Here is a 17,783-nt window from a genome sequence, read left to right on the forward strand (position 1 = left end):
CCGTTCCGAGATGCTTCCAGCCGATGTCGTCCGCCGCTTCCGCGCTCGCCCGCAAGATCGCCCAGACCATCGCCGACGAGATCGGCGCCCAGTCCGCCCAGGTGCAGTCCGCCGTCGGCCTGCTCGACGAGGGCGCGACGGTGCCGTTCATCGCGCGCTACCGCAAGGAGGTCACCGGCGGGCTCGACGACACCCAACTGCGCACGCTGGAGGTGCGCCTGACCTATCTGCGCGAACTGGAAGACCGCCGCGCCGTGATCCTGGCCAGCATCGACGAGCAGGGCAAGCTGACCGACGACCTGCGCGGCGAGATCGAGGGCGCCGACAGCAAGGCACGGCTGGAGGACCTCTACCTGCCCTACAAGCAGAAGCGCCGCACCCGCGCGCAGATCGCGCGCGAGGCCGGCCTGGAGCCGCTGGCCGACGGGCTGCTGGCCGATCCGACGCAGGTGCCCGAGGACGCCGCCGGCGCCTACGTCGATGCCGACAAGGGCGTGGCCGACGCCAAGGCCGCGCTGGAAGGCGCCCGCGCGATCCTGATGGAACGCTGGAGCGAGGACGCCGCCCTGCTCGGCGAACTCCGCGAGTGGCTGGCGCGCGAGGGCACGATCCGGGCGAAGGTGGTCGAGGGCAAGGAGGCCGCCGGCGAGAAGTTCCGCGACTACTTCGATCACGCCGAGCCGCTGGCGCAGATCCCATCGCACCGCCTGCTGGCGCTGTTCCGCGGCCGCCGCGAGGAGTTCCTGCAGCTCGATCTCGACCCCGGCACCGATGCCGAAGCCGGCCACGTGCTCGGCGAGCAGAAGATCGCCCTGCACGCCGGCATCCGCGACCAGGGCCGCCCCGCCGACGCGTGGCTGCGCAACGCCTGCCGACTGGCCTGGCGCGCCAAGCTGCACCTGCACCTGCTGATCGACCTGTTCAACCAGGCGCGCGAGAAGGCGGAGGCCGAGGCGATCGCGGTGTTCGGCGACAATCTCAAGGATCTGCTGCTGGCCGCGCCCGCCGGGCCGAAGGCGGTGCTCGGTCTCGATCCCGGCCTGCGCACAGGCGTCAAGGTGGCCGTGGTCGACGCCACCGGCAAGCTCGTGGCCACCGACACCATCTACCCGCACGAGCCGCGTCGGCAATGGGACGCGTCGCTGGCCTCGCTGAAGAAGCTGTGCGTCGCACACGGCGTGCAGCTGATCGCCATCGGCAACGGCACCGCCAGCCGCGAGACCGACAAGCTCGCCGGCGACCTGCTCAAGCAGTTGCCGGACGCGAGGATGCAGAAGATCGTGGTCAGCGAGGCCGGTGCGTCGGTGTACTCGGCGTCGGAGCTGGCGGCCAAGGAGTTTCCCGGCCTGGACGTGTCGATCCGCGGCGCGGTGTCGATCGCGCGCCGGTTGCAGGACCCGCTGGCCGAGCTGGTCAAGATCGAGCCCAAGGCGATCGGCGTGGGCCAGTACCAGCACGATGTCGACCAGTTCAAGCTCGCGCGCGCCCTCGACGCGCGGGTGGAGGACTGCGTGAACGCGGTCGGCGTGCACGTCAACACCGCCTCCAGCGCGCTGCTGGCGCGGGTGGCCGGCGTATCGAGCGGCGTGGCCGAGAACATCGTCGCCCACCGCGACGCCAACGGCCCGTTCAAGCGTCGCAAGGACCTGCTGAAGGTGCCGCGGCTGGGCGAGAAGACCTTCGAGCAGTGCGCGGGCTTTTTGCGCATCGCCGATGGCGACGAGCCGCTGGACGGCTCGGCCGTGCATCCGGAAGCCTATCCGGTGGTCGAGCGCATCCTCGCCGCCACCGGCCGGCCGATCCACGCGCTGGTCGCGGACGGCGCCTTCGTGCGCGGATTGAAGCCCGCGCAGTTCACCGACGAGCGCTTCGGCGAGCCCACCGTGCGCGACATCCTCAAGGAACTGGAGAAGCCCGGCCGCGACCCGCGCCCGGAGTTCAAGGCCGCGCAGTTCGCCGACGGCGTGGAGGACATCAAGGACCTGCGGCCGGGCATGGTGCTCGAGGGCGTGGTCAGCAACGTGGCCGCGTTCGGCGCATTCGTCGACATCGGCGTGCACCAGGACGGTCTGGTCCACATTTCCGCGCTGGCCGACCGCTTCGTCAAGGACCCGCGCGACGTGGTCAAGGCCGGCGACATCGTCAAGGTCAAGGTCCTGGAAGTCGACGTGGCGCGCAAGCGCATCGCCCTGACCCGGCGCCTGGAAGACACGCCCCCGTCCGAGGCCCGCGACGGCCGCAGCGACGATCGCGGCGGGCGCCGCGATGCGGGCCGGGGGCCGTCCCGCGACAGCCGCAGCCGCCCGGGTGCCGCCCCGCGCCAGAACGCGCCGCCGGCCAACAACGCACTGGCCGACGCCTTCGCCCGCGCCAAGCAGAAGTAAGTCGCCTGTCCGCCGCCGGTGCCGCGTCACGTGCGCGCGGCCGGCAGCGCCTGGATCGGAACACGGGCAGAATCCGTGGCCGATCCGATCCACCGCCATGCGTCGCCCGCGCCTTCCGGAATCCGCCATGCCCACCCTGAGCACCCTGCACCACCATGTCCGCGGCCTCGCCGTCCTGGCGATCCTGATCGCCGTGGCGACCTGGGTGCTGGATCTGTCCGGCGCGGTCTACACCTGCCCCTTCTGTCGCGTGCAGCGCTCGGCGATCGGCCTGCTGGGCCTGCTGATGCTGCTGCCCGACCTGCGCCATTGGCTGGTGCGCTGGCTGTCCGCAGTCATCGGCGTGTTCGGCGTGGTCGTCGCCTGCATGCAGCACTTCAACCACTGGCGGCGGATCAGCGCGGGCGAGTTCCAGCTGGCCGAGGCTTGGTACGTCGATCCCTTCCTGCTGTCGGGTGCGGCGATCTTCATCCTGACCGGGTTGGTGCTGCTGATCTTCTCCGTGCCGGCGCGGACGACGTCCCACTGACGGCGGCCGCTGCCCCGCTAGGGTCGGCCCTACCTTGGCACCGCGCCCGACGCGCCTAGACTCCGTGTTCCGGCCGTCCAGCGCGGACAGTCGTCCAAGGATCACGCGATGAACATCGGATCGATCGCCTCGGCGGGTATCGGAGCCTATCTGAGCCAGGTTCAGGCCCTCCAGACGCCGGCCTCGTCGGGCGGCAACGCCTGTACCGCGCCGGCCGGCTGTACGCCCGAGACCAATCCTGGGTTCCCGGACAAGCCGCGGACCGACGACGGCGCCGGCGTCCACGGCAGCCAGCCCTGGTACCGGCGCGGCGACGACGTGATCTTCGAGGGCCTGGTGCGCGATGCCGCCAACGGTGCGGACATGCTCGGCTTCAACAATGCCGCGCGGCACCTGCACCACTACCTCGACAACTCCGGAGAGGATCTGACCGTGGATCCGGCACGCATCGCCCGCGACGTGCCGGACTTCCAGTCGGCGGTGCAGCAACAACTGGATGCCGAGGTCAACCGCGTCATCGAACAGGCGGTGGCCGACGGCTGCTACGGCGAGCCGATCGCCTTCGACAGCGGCTGGCAGGGGTTCTACATCGGCCGCGAGATGAGCACCGACTGGTTCCTCGCCATGGGTGGCATCCAGCACGCGGTCACCGGCACGGTCACCGTACAGCCCGGCGACCCGCCGACCGCCCAGGTCGATTACCAGTCGCACGTCTTCGACCGCTACAACTGGGACGAGGGCAAGGAGACACAATTCGGCCCGATCACCATTTCCGACAAGCGCATGGGCGACCTGCACACCGCCGGGCTGGCGCAGGAATACGACATCGTGGGCTCGTCGGAACAGGCCCGCTACACGGCCACCTACAATCCCACTGGCGGCGATACCGGGAATCCCGGCCTGCCCGAGGCCGACGATCGCGATGGCACCCGGACCGACCCCGGCCGCTGATCGTCCCGGCGACCTGCCCGCCAGCGTGCGCATGCGATAGTCCAGGCACCCGCGCCACGCGAGCCGACCATGTCCCGCCTGTCTTCCCGCATCCTGTTCTGCGTGCTGGCCTGGAGCGCCCTTGCCGGCTGCCGCCAGCCACCGCAGGATGCGGGCGATGTCTCCCCGTCCTCCTCTCATCCGTCCGGATCGCCCGTGTCCATATCTCCGTCCACCCCGCTCGACGGCCTGACACGCGCCGAGATCGCGCGCACGGGCTTCGCCATCACCGCCGATACCGAGGTTCTGGGCGTGCACCGCGAATCGGGGATCGACAGCCAGCTCAGGTTCGCCGTGCGCATGCCCGCCGGGCGGGTCGAGGCGTTCCTGGAGAACGCAGGCTTCGCCGAGCCGCTGGTGGCGGGACGCCGCGTCTTCCAGACGCCGGTCGACGGCATCGATACCCGCGGTGCCGATCATGTGGCCTCGGCACAGGACCGCTACCGCGCCGACGGCGGTTCGCTGGTTCGTGACGTGATGCGTATCGATGCCGACGACGGCACCGCCATCGTCCACGTCTGGGCCTACAGCCTCTGACCCGAACGGACATCGCGCTCCGCCACCAGCGACAGCCGGCAGGAGTGACGCGAGCGCCTGCCGAAGCGTCCGCTCAGGCCAGGGCGACCCGCTCCCGCAGACTCTCGCGATAGCGCCGGCTGCACGGCACCACCGCGCCGTCGTGCAGGTGGATGCGCGCATCGCCGCTGTCGACCGGTTCGATCGAGGCGATCCGACCCAGGTTCACCACATGGCTGCGGTGCACCCGCAGGAAACGCGCCGGATCCAGCCGCGCTTCCAGCTCCGTCAACGTGCTGCGCAGCGGATAGATCTTGCCGCGCACGTGCAGGTTGGCGTAGTTGCCGGCCGCCTGCACCCATTCGATGTCGGCCGCGGGGACCAGGAACTCGCGGCCGAGCTTGCGCACCAGGAAGCGCTCCGGATGCTCCACCGGTTCCACCGGTGGCGCGTCGTCCGGCGCGGTCAGCAGCGAAGCCTCGCCCTGCAGGCGCCGCACCAGCAACCGGTAGATGTGCAGCAGCACGACGATGCCCAGGAACGTGCGGGCGTCCTTCATGTACTCGTAGCCGAACGCCCAGTCGAAGCTGTAGACCTGGCCGTGCCACAGGTAGACCAGCTTGCGCATGCCGACCATCAGCAGCACGTGCAGCAGCGACCAGCCCGCGCTGGCCGCGATGTAGAGCGGAATGCGGCGCGTCCAGTTGTCCAGATGCACCGGCCAGCGCGCGGTGAACCCGATCACCAGCGGGGCCAGCAGCAGGACCGACACCGCGCTGCTCACTTCCCAGCTGGCGACCTGCCAGGGCGCGAAGTCGAGGCCGGCACGGGCGACGTCGATCTGCGCGGTCGCGGTATTGCCGATCGCGGCCAGCACGCAGCTCACGACCCAGTAACCGACCTCGAACGGACGCCGGACGGCGAGGACGCGTTCGGCCGCTCCGGATGCAGTGGACTGGGACGTCGCGGACATGGCGCCATTGTAGGCGCGCGGCCGCGGGCGGCCGTCCCCGACACGCCACCGTTCGTCCCCGAGGCCCTGCGGGCCGTCCCACCGGCGCGGTACGACGCGGTTTCCCGGTCAGCATGCCTGCCGGATCTCCCGCACAACGACCCCGCCATGACCCGACGCCACGACCTCTACACGCTGCGCGTGCTCGCCTTCGCCCTGCTGATCCTCTACCACGCGGGCATGGTCTACGTGCCCGAGTGGAGCTTCCACATCAAGAGCCCGACCCTGCTGGCCTGGATCGAATGGCCGATGGTGATGCTCGGCCGCTGGCGCATGTCGTTGCTGTTCCTGTTGTCGGGGATCGCGCTCGGCCTGGTGCTGGCACGGCGGTCGGACGGGCGGCTCGCGGCCGAGCGCAGCGGACGCCTGCTGCTGCCGCTGGTCTTCGGCATCATCGCGGTGGTCCCGATCCAGGCCTATTGCGAGGCGCGGATGCTGGGCACCATCGAACCCGGCTTCGGCAGCTTCCTGCTGCGCTATCTGCAACTGCGCCCCTGGCCGCCCGGCACGTTCACCGGCGGCGAGTACGGCTTCACCTGGAACCACCTCTGGTACCTGCCGTATCTATGGGCGTACACGATGGCCGCACTCGCGGTGCGGCCGCTGGCACGCATGCTGGGCGGTGCGAAACTGGCCGACTGGTTGACCGGTCGCGGGCGCTGGCTGCTGTGGAGCGCTCCAGTGCTCGGTTACCTTGCCGCCTTGATGGTGCTGGCGCCGCGGTTCCCGTCCACCCATGCACTGGTCGGCGACTGGTTCAACCACGCCCGCTACTTCGGCGTGTTCGCCTTCGGACTGCTGATCGCCGGCAGCACGCCGATGTGGGACGCGCTGCGTGCGCGACGCTGGCCGCTGGCGATGCTGGCCCTGGCCGGGGCGGTGGTCTACGTGGGCCTGCGCGCGATCGGGCGCCTGATCGACCACGGCATGGTGTCGCCGGCTCCGTTCCTGGCGGTGATGCCCGAATCGGGCTGGGACCTGCTGTCGCTGGCCGCACAATCGCTGTACTGGTGGATGGCGCTGCTGGGCCTGCTGGCCTGGGGCGTGCACGCCTTGAATCGGCCGTGGCCCGGCCTGGCGTATGCCTCTCGGGCGGTGTACCCGTGGTACATCCTGCATCAGAGCATCACGATCCTGGCCGCGTATTGGCTGATCCCGCTGGCGCTGGGTCCCGTGTGGGAGCCGTTGCTGGTGATCGCGCTCACAGTGGTCGGGTGTGCGCTCGGCTACGAGGTGATCCGCCGCGTCGCCTGGCTGCGCCCGCTGTTCGGTGTGCCGATGCGGTCGCTCCCCCGGGCGCCATGCGCGGCCGTTCCCACCCCCGTCGGCATGGCACGCACGCCCTAGGTGCGCCGGCGCGCGACCGCTGCATGCCGGTTGCGGCGTCGTGACCCGTGACCCGTGACCCGTGACGAGGGTCGCGGCCGATCGGCAGCCCGCATGCCCAACGGTCTCAGTCGGCCCACTCCGGGTCGGCGGTAAACACGATGGTGAGCCAGCGGTCGGGAGTGTCGTCGCCGATCGCATCGCCGATCTCGTCGCGCAGGCGGTCCCAGTGCTCCACCGGCTGCGGCGCGCCGCCTGCCGGCACGATGAAGGCCAGTTCGATCTGCCGGCCGCGGCCCACGCGGGCCACGTAGGCGCGGTAGTCCACGAATCCGTAGCGCGCGACGATGTCCTGCGCGACCGTATCCACCTGCGCCTTCAGGTCCGGCGGCGTCACCAGCAGGATGTCGGCCAGCGCGCGGCGGATGGTGCCGATCGGCATCGGGATGATCACCAGACACACCAGCGCCAGCACGGTCGGATCGATGTAGGGCGAGATCCACGCCCATGACGTGCCCTGCACCGCCAGGCCGATGGCGAAGGCGACCAGCAGCGACGCGGTGATCGCACCCGACATGAACCACGCTTTCGCATCCAGCCCCACGAAGTCCGACCGCAGGCGTCGGTTCGCGCGCACGCCGAACACGCCCATCGCCAGGCAGATCGCCAGCGTCACCGCGGCGTAGACGATGGCCTGGTCGAAGTGGAGCGCGCGGCCGCCGGTGAGAAACGCATCGACCGCATTGATGAAGGCGTACACCGCCGCCCCGGTCAGCAACAGGCCGTTGACCCCCAGCACCATCGGTTCGAGATGCCAGAACCCCATCGTGAAGCGTTCCACCAGCCGGCGGCGGAGGCCGCCGGTCGCGGTGGACGTGGCGATCAGGTTCGCCACCAGCAGGGCGACCAGGGTCATGACGCCGTCCACCAGCGAATACACGCCGTCGAACACGATCGCGAACGAGCCCGACAGCAGGCCGAAGACGATGCCCAGCCCGGCGACAACGGCGGTGGCGGCGATCGACAGGCGCAGCACGCCGGCCTCGGTGTCGAGGCCGAAGCGCGCACGACGGGGCGGCGGGGTGGGCATGTGGCTCACGGGGCGATCATCCGGACGGGGCCATCAGTGTCCCATCCGGCACGTGCGGACGGCAGCCCGCCTGCGAGAGCGGATCGCCGGCAGACGCGGAACGGCAGCGCCAAGGGCCTGCGTGACCCGCGGGCCACGATCGCGACCGCCGTTGCCGGAACCTCATCCGGTGGACCGCGCTGCAGGCGGGACGAGGGCGCTTGAGGCATGGTCGATACACGCCGGTCCCCCCGCAGAAAGCCGTAAGAGGCCGCACACTTGGCAGTGCGGAGACCGCCGCCCATAATGCGAATGATTATCGCCACGTCTTTCAACCGCATGTCGCTCCGGCCTGCATCCTGCTGTCCACACCCGGTCATCGCATCCGGCCGCATCGGCGGTCGTGTGGGGGTTGGCGGGTCCGCGGACCCGGACGGGCAGCGGATCGCGTGGCCACCTGCTCGCTTCGCACCTGTGTCGTTCTGCGGTACACGCGGTTCATGAGCGCACGCGACGCCCAGGCCGGGGCGGTTCCCCTGCCCGAAGCCGACGACCGCGGCCTGGCATCGACGTGGCCGGGGCTGCTGACGGTCATGTTCCTGGGCGTCACCGCCGGCGTGCAGATGAGCGACCGCGGCCTGCAGGCCATCCTGTCGCCGGCCATCCGCGCGACCTTCCAAGTGGGCGACGCGGCCCTGGGCGCGCTGCACGGCGTGGCCGGCATCCTGATCGCCAGCGCGGTCGCCGTGCCGCTGGCCCGGCTCGCCGATGCGTATTCCCGCAAGCGGATCCTGCTGGCGCTGATCGGCACCTGGACCGCGCTCACCGCACTGGGCGCGCTGGCCCCCACCTTTCCGCTGTTCTTCCTTGGCCGTGCGGCGACGGGCATTACCGAGTTCGCGATGATCCCGGTGGTCTATTCGCTGATCCCGGATCTCGTCAGCGAACGCTTCCGGGTCGGCGCCAACCTGATGTTCGCCGCGCTGATGGCGATCGGCGCCTCGGCGGGGTTCTACTTCGGCGGCACCCTGCTGGAGTTCGTCCAGCGCCTCAACGACATCGCCTGGTTCGCGGCCCACGACCCCTGGCGCCGGGCGATGCTGTTGCTGGCGACGGCCGGTATCCCGTTGCTGCTGCTCGGCGCCCTGATCCGCAACCCGCCGCGGCGCGTCTCGGCCGACGTCGACGCCTCCGGCTCGCTCACCGCGTTCGTTGCCCGCCATCGGCGCGAAATCCTGTTGTTCGTGTGCGCGGCCGGCACACTCGCCGTGGCCGTGCAGGCGGTGATTCCGATGTTGGCCATGGCGCTCGATCGACGCTTCCCCGGCGATCTGCGCGATGTCGGCCACATGCTCGGCATGCTCATCCTGATCGGCAATCTGGTCAGTTTCCCGATCGCGTGGGGACTGGATCGCCGCCTGCGCGGACGGCTGGGCACGCGGGCGCGGCCGGCGGTCATGGCCGGCGCCGCCCTGCTGTCGGTTCCGGTGGCGGTGGCGCTCGGCCTGGTGACCACGCTGTCGGGGGCCTGGGTCGCGGTCGGCGTATTCCTGCTGACGACCTGCATCGCCAACGCACTGATTCCCACGATGCTGCAGGACCTGTTCCCGGCCACGCTGCGCGCGCGGGCGTTCGCCATCTACAGTTTCCTGATCGCGGCCTTCTGTGCGCTGGGGCCGGTGCTGTCGGGCGCCCTGTCGCAGTACCTGCTCGACGACAGGCTGCTCGTGGCGATCGCCCTGGCCGCCGCGCCGATGTTGCTCGTCGCGACCGCGTGCGCCGCACGCTGGGCCTGGCCGGCACGATGAGTGCGTCGGCGTCAGCCGACCGTGCCGCTCTCCCGGCCTTCGTCGCCGACGCCCGACGCCTGCCTACACGGCAGCCCGCGCAGCCTCGCGCCCAGGGGTGCCGGCGCGCCGGTGCCGCTCCAGGTGCACCAGCAGCAGCGAGATCGCCGCCGGGGTCATGCCGGGAATGCGCTGCGCCTGGCCGATCGTGAGCGGACGCACCGTCTCGAGTTTCTGCCGGACCTCCGCGGACAGGCCACGGACCTGTGCGTAGTCGAACCCGTCGGGGACCGCGGTGTTGCCGTGCCGCTGCTGGCGCTCGATCTCGGCCCGCTGGCGGTCCAGGTAACCGGCGTACTTGGTCTCGATCTCCACCTGTTCGGCGACCTCCGGCGGGACCGGCGTCTCCGCCGCCAGTGCGGGCACGGACGCCAGCGCCGCGTAGTCCAGCTCCGGCCGGCGCAGCAGGTCCAGTGCGCTGGCCTCGCGCTTGAGCTCGATGCCCAGCCGCGCCACCGCGTCCTGTCCGGCCGCATTGTGCGGAGAGGCCCAGAGGCCGCGCAGACGCGCGGTCTCGTGCTCGACCGCCTCGCGCTTGGTCTCGAAGCGCGCCCAGCGCGCGTCGTCCACCAGGCCGAGTTCGCGCCCGACCGGGGTCAGCCGACGGTCGGCGTTGTCCTCGCGCAACTGCAGCCGGTACTCGGCGCGGCTGGTGAACATGCGGTACGGCTCGACGGTACCGTGGGTGATCAGGTCGTCGATCAGCACGCCGACGTACGCCTCGTCACGACGCGGCGCCCAGCCGTCGAGCCCGCGCACCGCGCGTGCCGCATTGGCGCCGGCCACCAGGCCCTGCGCGGCCGCTTCCTCGTACCCCGTGGTGCCGTTGATCTGGCCGGCGAAGTACAACCCGGCCACCTGGCGCGTCTCCAGCGTGGGCTTGAGTCCGCGCGGATCGAAGTAGTCGTACTCGATCGCGTAACCGGGGCGGGTGATGTGCGCGCGCTCGAAACCGCGGATCGATCGCACCAGGTCCAGCTGTACGTCGAACGGCAACGAAGTCGAGATGCCGTTGGGGTAGATCTCGGCGACATCGAGGCCTTCGGGCTCGACGAAGATCTGGTGGCTGGGCTTCTCCGCGAAGCGCACCACCTTGTCCTCGATCGACGGGCAGTAACGCGGGCCGGTGCCCTCGATCTGCCCGGAATACATCGGCGAGCGGTGCAGCGCGGCACGAATGATGTCGTGGGTGCGTTCGGTGGTGTGGGTGATCCAGCAGGGCACCTGCCGCGGATGGTCGTCGCGGCTGCCCATGAAGGAGAACACCGGACGCGGATCGTCGCCCGGCTGCGCGGCCATGACGCCGGTGTCGAGGCTGCGCCCGTCGATGCGCGGCGGCGTCCCGGTCTTGAGCCGACCGACCGCGAACGGGCGCTCGCGCAGGCGCGCGGCCAGCGTGGTCGCAGGCGGATCGCCTGCGCGGCCGCCGGCGTACTGGGTTTCGCCGACATGGATGCGGCCGGCCAGGAAGGTGCCGGCCGTGAGCACCACCGCGGGCGCCTCGAAGCGCAGGCCGGTCTGGGTCGACACGCCACGCACCGCGTCCGCTTCGATCAGCAGATCATCGACGGCCGCCTGGAACACGCTCAGGTTCGGCTGCGCTTCCACCGCACGGCGGACGAAGGCGCGATAAAGATTGCGGTCGGCCTGGCAGCGCGTGGCGCGCACGGCGGGCCCCTTGGAGGCGTTGAGCCGGCGCCACTGGATGCCGGCCGCGTCCGCGGCCTTCGCCATGATCCCGCCCAGCGCGTCGATCTCGCGGACCAGGTGACCCTTGCCGATGCCGCCGATGGCCGGGTTGCAGCTCATCGCGCCCACGGTCTCGATGCTGTGGGTCAGCAGCAGCGTACGCGCACCCGCGCGCGCGGCCGCCAATGCGGCCTCGGTACCGGCATGGCCGCCGCCGATCACGATCACGTCATGGCGGTAGAAGGCGTCGCTCATGGCAGCGCAGGCGTCAACTCGGAATTGAAGAGGGCCGCGGGCAGTGCCGGCGCGGGGCGCCATTGTCGCACCCGGCGCAAGACTTGGCATGCTTCGTGCGAACGTCTTTCCCTGCACCCGGCGCGGCAACGCCAAGGGGGGCGTGGCTGGAGTGGAACAGGGCTGGCCAAGCGCAAACCGGGGAAGCGAAGGGGCCGGATGTCGGGGGACATCCGGCCCCGTTTTTTTGCCCGCGGCGCGGTGGCGCCACGTCGTGGCGGGACCGCTGGAGCGAATGGGCGCCGATTCCCGGCGGGAGCGGAACAGGGGGGATCCGGAAGTCCCCCACCGGGAATCGACTCAGAAAACGGTCACCGAAGGATCGCTGAGGGTCGCAATTCGACGCTCTCCGTCAGTTGCGTCTAGCTTGCGTCCAGAACGCCCGCCGCGCAACCCCCCAAACGACCGTTTGTCGTCGCTCGGGGGCGTCGCGATTCCACTCTGTGATGATCAGCGCTCTCGCTGCTGGACGTGACGCACTCGCTCGGGCGCCCGCTGCACAGCAGGCCGCGTCGGCGCCTGGGCCGGCCGGGCCTGAGCCGAAGGTCGCGGCGCGGCCTGCTGACCACCGGGGCCGCCACGCGACGGCCCTCTGGCGCCCTCGGGCCGGGGAGCGCCCGCCGACGGCCTCGAGGTGACGCGCTGCGGCCGTTCGCGATGCTCGACCTGCCGCACCGTATTGCCCAGATCGCGCCACGGCGGCCGGCCCGAACCCTGACGTGGCGGCTCCTGATGCGGAGGACGACCGTGCTCCGGTGGACGACCGTGCCCCGGCGGCCGCGGATGCACCACGACCGGCGGGCGGTAATACCCGGGGTGATGGATGTAGCCCGGCCGGCCGTAGTAATAGCCGGGGCGACCGTAGTAGTAAGGCGCGCCATAGCCGTAACGGGCGCCGGCACCCACGCCCCAGCCGCCATGACGGCTGTAGCCGACGCTGCCGTAAGGTGCGCCGTAGGAATACGTCGCCGGCGCGCCCCGGCCGTAGTAGTAGTCGCCACTTCCGCCACGGTAGCCGTAGCTGGCGCAGCCGCTGAGCAAGACTGCGCCGAGCGCGGCAGCGGCGAGTCCGAACGTGCGCAGTTTCATGATGACGCCCCTTCTGATCCAGCCCCAGCTTCATTGCGGGGCATTGAATCGGTCCTTAATCCTGCCAGATTCGGACAAGTGCATTGCGATAGCTGAACCCATCGGGCTTCGGTACGCTTGCCGCGATGCAGTCCCCCACGCCAGCATCGCCCACCTTCCCCGACGTGCTCGCAGCCGCTGCGCGCATCGTGCGCCACGTGCATGCCACACCGGTGCTGCGCACGCGATCGCTCGACGAACTCGCCGGTTGCACCCTGCACTTCAAGGCCGAACACCTGCAGCGCACCGGTGCGTTCAAGTTCCGCGGGGCGAGCAATGCGGTGTGGGCGCTGTCCGACGCCCGCGCTGCGCTCGGCGTGGTCACGCACTCGTCCGGCAATCATGGCGCGGCACTCGCGCTGGCGGCCCTGTCGCGCGGCATTCCCTGCCACGTGGTGACGCCCGCCAATGCCGTGCCCACCAAACTGGCCGCCATCGCCGCCTACGGCGCTGCCCTGCATCGCTGCGAGCCGACCCTGGCGGCGCGCGAGGCGGCCTGCGCCAGATTGCAGCAGCACAGCGGCGCAACCCTCGTGCATCCCTACACTTCCGCCGACGTGATCACCGGCCAGGGGACCGCGGTGCTCGAGTTGCTGCGCACGGCCGGCCCGCTGGACGACGTGGTCGTTCCGGTCGGTGGCGGCGGCCTGGCCGCCGGGACGGCGCTGACGCTGGCGGGGATCGCCCCGGACACGCGGCTCGTCGTGGCCGAACCGTCGGGCGCCGACGACACCGCGCGCAGCCTCGCCTCGGGCGCACGCGTGACCGAGCTGACACCCGACACCGTCTGCGACGGTCTGCGCGCCACGTTGGGCGCTCCCAATTTCGCCCTGCTGCGTGCCGCCGGCGCCGAGACCCTGGTGGTCGACGACGACGCCACCCTGGCCGCGATGCGCCTGGTGTGGCAACGCATGAAGCAGCTCATCGAGCCGTCGGCGGCGGTGACGCTGGCGGCAGTGCTCGCCCATCCGCAGCGCTTCGCCGGACGCCGCGTCGGCATCGTGCTCAGCGGCGGCAATGCCGACATCGCGGCGCTGACGGGAGCGGCGGCGTGAGGCGGCGTACACGGCGTCGTCTGGGCCCGCTGCGCGCGCTGCTGTGGCTGCTCGCGCTCACCCTGCTGTGGCTGATCGGGGTCGCCGCGCACGTGCTCGTGGTGGGCGGCCGCGACGATGCGGGTCGGGCCGACGTCATCATCGTGCTCGGGGCCGCCGCCTACGATGCCCGCCCTTCGCCCGTGTTCGAAGAGCGCATCCGCCACGGCATCGAGCTCTACCAGCGCGGCCTGGCCCCGATGCTGATCTTCACCGGCGGCTATGGCGGCAGCGCGGCACGCTTCTCCGAATCGCAGGTCGCGCGCCGCTACGCGTTGCGCCAGGACGTGCCCGACGACGCGATCCTGATCGAAAGCGTCTCGCGCACCACGCGCGACAACCTGCGCGAGGCGCGCCGGCTGATGCAGGACCACGACCTGCACCGCGCGATCGTGGTCAGCGACCCGCTGCACATGGCGCGCGCGCTGCGGATGGCGCGCGAGGAAGGCATCGACGCGATGGGCTCGGCCACGCCCACCACGCGCTTCCGCAGCTGGAACGCGAGCTGGCGGTTCCTGGCCCGTGAGGTCTACTTCTTCCATCGCGACCACTGGACCCGCCTGACCGGCCGCCGGACGCTGCCCTGACCGGAACATCCACGGAGACCTGCATGCCTGCCGACACGAGCGCATCGACGCGCGCCGCGACCGACCTGATCGGCGCCTACTACGCCGCATTCAACCGCGCGGACTGGTCCGGCATGCTCGCGCTGCTGACCGACGATGTCGCGCACGACCTCAATCAGGGCGCGCGCGAAACCGGTCGCGAAGCCTTCGCCGCGTTCCTCGCACGCATGGACGCGCATTACGCCGAGCAACTCCACGACATCGTGGTGATGGTGTCGGCCGACGGGCGACAGGCCGCCGCCGAGTACGTGGTCCACGGCGAGTACCGCAGCACCGACGAAGGCCTGCCCGCGGCGCGCGGCCAGCGCTACACGCTGCCGGGCGGCGCCTTCTTCGACCTGCGCGACGGGCGCATCGCGCGCGTCAGCAACTACTACAACCTGCAGGACTGGATCGCCCAGGTCACGCGCGACTGATCCATGCCTCGATGGCGCCGCACCACCCGGGCGCCTGACAGCCCGTCACGACAGCGTGTCCGCAGCCTGGCGGCTGCCGACGCCTGCACAGGCGCCACCGATCCATCAGTCTGCGAAGTGGTGTTCAACACCGCCATGACTGCACATCGTCCTCGGACGCCTCGCTGCAGGTCGCTGGTCGGGACCGACGCGTCGGGTCAGAGCTCGGTGCCGTAGCGGTCGACGCCTTCGCGCAACAGGTATCGGGTCGCCAGGGCCCGCTGTTCCAGCGGGAAATCCTGCATCACATCCACCAGCTGCCGGAACGAGCGACAGCGCGCGTCGCGGCTGGCCGGGTCGTTGCCGGTGGCCGACATGCCGATCATGAAACCGTCGTGCAGCATCATCGCCGTGACACCGGCCTGGCGCAGGACCTGCTCGGCCGCGACCGGGTCGTAGGCCTGTACCGGCGCGTTCTGCGACGACGCCGAGACCGCCAGCGCCAGCACCGCATCCACGAACCGCTGGCGGCTGTCCGGACCCAGCGCATTCGCCGCGCGCGAGAGGCCCGGCAGGCTGCGGTCGGCGTCGGCGTCGAACAGGGCGCACAGCGCCTCGGCCTCGCGATCGTCGCGCGAGGCGGCATGCACGGCGTGGTAGACCCGGTCGATGTCCGCATCCGGTGCGCGCAGGACCACGTCGCCGACGCCCTGCAGGATCAGCGCCGGATCGAAGCCCGACAGATCGATGCTGCCGCCGCGCTGCTGTGCGTGCAGCGGCACGACGGCGAAGGCGCAGACGAGAAACGGAAGCACCAGACGGCGGCGGAGGCGGGACGGCACGATGGGCATGATCGGCGACTCGAGGGCGGACGGTCGGGAGTCTAGGGCGATCGGACTGAATCCTGCGCCACATAGACCCCATCCGATCGCGATCCCACGTCCGCGGGCGGTCCGCACCGGCGGCCGCGCCGATCCGATGCCCCGATACCGGATACCTGATGCCCCGATGGCCGCCGCGATCACCGGCTGCGCGCTACGACGGCGGCGCAGATCGCACGGCTTCGGCGAGCCGGCGCGTCACTCGGGCGAAGACAGCGACCACAAGGTTCCGACGTCGGAGGATCCGCACCCATTCGATCCCCGAACGCGACACCGCGCCGTCACGTACCTCGGTGCGGACGCCTTTCGTCAGCCTTCCGGCGCCGGCCGCCGCCGCACCGGAATCGCGTGGGCCGGAAACCGCGCCACCTCGCTGCCACCCTCGCGGATCGGCGCGCCATGGTCGGGCGCCCAGGCCATCGCGGTGATGATCTCCCAGCTCGACGGCAGGGGCGCGTCGGGCGCCGCTCGCTGGGCGTCGTAGGCCTGCGCCGCGCGTGCGAAGCGGGCGCGGCCGGTCAGCGTCCGCCGCCGCTGTTGCAACGCGTTCGTCGCCCCCATCGCGCGCAGCGCGCGCATCAGCGACCCCAGGTCCGGATGCGGCTGCTGCAGCATCTCGCGATCCAGCACCGGATTGCGAAAGCCGGCCTGCATCAGCGCATCGCCGAACTGGGCGATCCCGACGAAGGGGCTGACGTGAGGCTCGTCGTCGGCCTGTGCGAACGCGGTCCGCAGTTCGTGCAGGGTGTCGTGGCCGAAGGTGGAGACCAGCAGCAGGCCGCCCGGCCGCAGCACGCGCCGGAACCCGGCGAACACCGCGGCGAGATCGCCGGTCCACTGCAGGCACAGGTTGGAGAACAGCAGATCGACGCTGTGATCGGCCAATGGCAATGCGGCCGCATCGGCACAGACACGATCGACGGCGCGCGGCCCGAGCCCGGGCAGGCGCCAGCCGCGCGACCGCGCCTGTGCCTGCAGCATGGGCATCGCCGCATCCAGCGCGACGATGCGCGCCTTCGGCCAGCGCGCCCGCATCGCCTGCGCCGCGCCGCCCAGGCCGCTGCCGACGTCGAGTACGGTGCCGGGCACGGCATCGTCGAGATACATCAGCGATTCGAGCAACCAGCCCTCCACCTCGCGCTGCAAGGCGGAGACATCCGCATAGCTGTGCGCGGCGCGGCCGAAGGCGTGGCGGACGTGGCGGCGGTCGAACGGGTCGGTCATGGCGAAGCGTCGGTCGGAAGTTCGGCGAAGCCGTCGCGCAGCACCTGTGCGACGGCGTCGGGTTCGGTCAGGAACGGCGCGTGGCCGGCGTGTGCGAACACGTGCGTGCGCGCATGCGGTGCCAGCGCCGCGGCGGCGGCCATCGCACGGGGACTCACCAGCCGGTCGCGGCGTCCGGCCAGCCACAGGCTGGGTACGGTCAAGGTCGGCAGCACCGCGCGCAGGTCCTCGTGTTCGAGCAGGCCCAGGCCGTCGGCCAGCACGGAGGCGGCCGGCTCGCCGTGGGCGAACACCGCGTCTCGCAGCGCGCGTATCTCGCCGCGGGCGTCGTCCGAACCGAAGGCTTCCAGCGCGATGAAGCGATCGAGCGTGCCGCGGTAGTCCTCGCGCAAGCCCTCGGCGAACCCGGTGAAGATGTCGCGCGACATGCCATGCGTCCAGTCGTCGTCGCGCACGAACCGCGGACTCGACGCCAGCATCGCCAGACCGCTCACCCGCTGCGGATGCCGCTGCGCCATCGCCAGCGCGAACAACCCGCCCAGCGACCAGCCCAGCCAGCGCGCGACCGGCAACCGCGCCGCGAGCGCATCGGCCACCGGCGCGAGCGCCAACGGCAGATCGGCATCGCGACTGCGACCGTGGCCCGGCAGGTCGACCAGGTGCACGGTGTGGTCGGCACGCAGCGCCTCGACCAATGGCGCGAACACGCCGCCGTGCATGGCCCAGCCATGCACCAGCACCAGGTCGGGCCCCTGGCCCGTGGTGTCGATGTGCAACCC

The 17,783-nt window shown here is 71.0% G+C and carries 16 protein-coding genes; 9 read left to right on the forward strand and 7 right to left on the reverse strand.

Annotated elements, in window-relative coordinates; genetic code table 11:
- Window positions 1–23 precede the first annotated feature (23 nt).
- The 4 genes from RG19_RS14835 to RG19_RS14850 all read left to right on the forward strand — a co-directional run bounded on the left by RG19_RS14835 (window position 24) and on the right by RG19_RS14850 (window position 4,440).
- The gene (locus tag RG19_RS14835) at window positions 24–2,384 is read left to right on the forward strand and encodes a Tex family protein (RefSeq protein WP_058835948.1); all 2,361 of its coding nucleotides are present in this window, start codon (window positions 24–26) and stop codon (window positions 2,382–2,384) included.
- A gap of 127 nt (window positions 2,385–2,511) precedes the next feature.
- The gene (locus RG19_RS14840; RefSeq protein WP_058836655.1) at window positions 2,512–2,913 is read left to right on the forward strand and encodes a hypothetical protein; all 402 of its coding nucleotides are present in this window, start codon (window positions 2,512–2,514) and stop codon (window positions 2,911–2,913) included.
- 108 nt (window positions 2,914–3,021) lie between these two features.
- A complete protein-coding gene (locus RG19_RS14845) occupies window positions 3,022–3,864 on the forward strand; it encodes a hypothetical protein (RefSeq protein ID WP_058835949.1) in 843 nt (280 codons plus the stop codon).
- Window positions 3,865–3,933: 69 nt separating this feature from the next.
- Window positions 3,934–4,440, forward strand: a complete 507-nt coding sequence (locus RG19_RS14850; RefSeq protein WP_157515287.1) for a hypothetical protein — start codon at window positions 3,934–3,936, stop codon at window positions 4,438–4,440.
- A gap of 73 nt (window positions 4,441–4,513) precedes the next feature.
- Here RG19_RS14850 and RG19_RS14855 read toward each other — a convergent pair whose 3' ends face one another.
- Window positions 4,514–5,392 carry a LytTR family DNA-binding domain-containing protein gene (locus RG19_RS14855; protein WP_058835951.1) on the reverse strand — a complete coding sequence of 293 codons (879 nt, stop codon included), beginning with the start codon at window positions 5,390–5,392 and terminating at the stop codon, window positions 4,514–4,516.
- Between the two features lie 147 nt (window positions 5,393–5,539).
- Between RG19_RS14855 and RG19_RS14860 the strand changes: the two genes are divergently transcribed.
- On the forward strand, window positions 5,540–6,778 hold the full coding sequence (locus tag RG19_RS14860) for an acyltransferase family protein (protein WP_058835952.1): 1,239 nt from the start codon (window positions 5,540–5,542) through the stop codon (window positions 6,776–6,778).
- A 106-nt stretch (window positions 6,779–6,884) separates the two neighbouring features.
- Here the strand turns inward: RG19_RS14860 and RG19_RS14865 are convergent, their stop codons facing one another.
- The gene (locus RG19_RS14865; protein ID WP_058835953.1) at window positions 6,885–7,847 is read right to left on the reverse strand and encodes a cation diffusion facilitator family transporter; all 963 of its coding nucleotides are present in this window, start codon (window positions 7,845–7,847) and stop codon (window positions 6,885–6,887) included.
- A 479-nt stretch (window positions 7,848–8,326) separates the two neighbouring features.
- Here RG19_RS14865 and RG19_RS14870 point away from each other — a divergent pair, with 479 nt between their 5' ends.
- Entirely contained in the window at window positions 8,327–9,634 is a 1,308-nt protein-coding gene (locus RG19_RS14870; protein ID WP_058835954.1) for an MFS transporter, read from the forward strand.
- 63 nt (window positions 9,635–9,697) lie between these two features.
- On the opposite strand, the gene mnmG is transcribed toward RG19_RS14870, so the two are convergent.
- Both mnmG and RG19_RS14880 read right to left on the reverse strand, forming a co-directional pair.
- Window positions 9,698–11,617: a tRNA uridine-5-carboxymethylaminomethyl(34) synthesis enzyme MnmG gene (gene mnmG / locus RG19_RS14875; RefSeq protein WP_058835955.1), complete on the reverse strand. Its 1,920-nt coding sequence runs from the start codon at window positions 11,615–11,617 to the stop codon at window positions 9,698–9,700.
- A 489-nt stretch (window positions 11,618–12,106) separates the two neighbouring features.
- Window positions 12,107–12,745, reverse strand: coding sequence for a hypothetical protein (locus RG19_RS14880; protein WP_058835956.1), 639 nt, complete (start codon window positions 12,743–12,745; stop codon window positions 12,107–12,109).
- Between the two features lie 125 nt (window positions 12,746–12,870).
- On the opposite strand from RG19_RS14880, the gene RG19_RS17925 reads away from it, so the two are divergent.
- Genes RG19_RS17925 through RG19_RS14895 form a run of 3 tightly spaced genes read left to right on the forward strand, consistent with a single transcriptional unit; the run spans window position 12,871 to window position 14,920 of the window.
- Window positions 12,871–13,839 carry a pyridoxal-phosphate dependent enzyme gene (locus RG19_RS17925; RefSeq protein ID WP_058835957.1) on the forward strand — a complete coding sequence of 323 codons (969 nt, stop codon included), beginning with the start codon at window positions 12,871–12,873 and terminating at the stop codon, window positions 13,837–13,839.
- A complete protein-coding gene (locus RG19_RS17930) occupies window positions 13,836–14,465 on the forward strand; it encodes a YdcF family protein (protein WP_058835958.1) in 630 nt (209 codons plus the stop codon). Before RG19_RS17925 ends, RG19_RS17930 begins: the two co-directional genes overlap by 4 nt.
- A 23-nt stretch (window positions 14,466–14,488) precedes the next feature.
- Complete coding sequence (locus RG19_RS14895; RefSeq protein WP_058835959.1) at window positions 14,489–14,920, forward strand: ketosteroid isomerase-related protein; 432 nt, start codon at window positions 14,489–14,491, stop codon at window positions 14,918–14,920.
- 197 nt (window positions 14,921–15,117) lie between these two features.
- On the opposite strand, the gene RG19_RS14900 is transcribed toward RG19_RS14895, so the two are convergent.
- The 3 genes from RG19_RS14900 to bioH all read right to left on the reverse strand — a co-directional run bounded on the left by RG19_RS14900 (window position 15,118) and on the right by bioH (window position 17,780).
- A complete protein-coding gene (locus tag RG19_RS14900) occupies window positions 15,118–15,741 on the reverse strand; it encodes a hypothetical protein (protein WP_157515288.1) in 624 nt (207 codons plus the stop codon).
- 348 nt (window positions 15,742–16,089) lie between these two features.
- On the reverse strand, window positions 16,090–17,004 hold the full coding sequence (gene bioC, locus RG19_RS14905) for a malonyl-ACP O-methyltransferase BioC (protein WP_058835961.1): 915 nt from the start codon (window positions 17,002–17,004) through the stop codon (window positions 16,090–16,092).
- Complete coding sequence (gene bioH, locus RG19_RS14910; RefSeq protein ID WP_058836656.1) at window positions 17,001–17,780, reverse strand: pimeloyl-ACP methyl ester esterase BioH; 780 nt, start codon at window positions 17,778–17,780, stop codon at window positions 17,001–17,003. The genes bioC and bioH overlap by 4 nt, the downstream gene beginning before the upstream one ends.
- Between the last annotated feature and the right edge of the window lie 3 nt (window positions 17,781–17,783).

Origin of the sequence: Luteimonas abyssi (assembly GCF_001482195.1) — a bacterium.
Classification (GTDB): Bacteria; Pseudomonadota; Gammaproteobacteria; order Xanthomonadales; family Xanthomonadaceae; genus Luteimonas; species Luteimonas abyssi.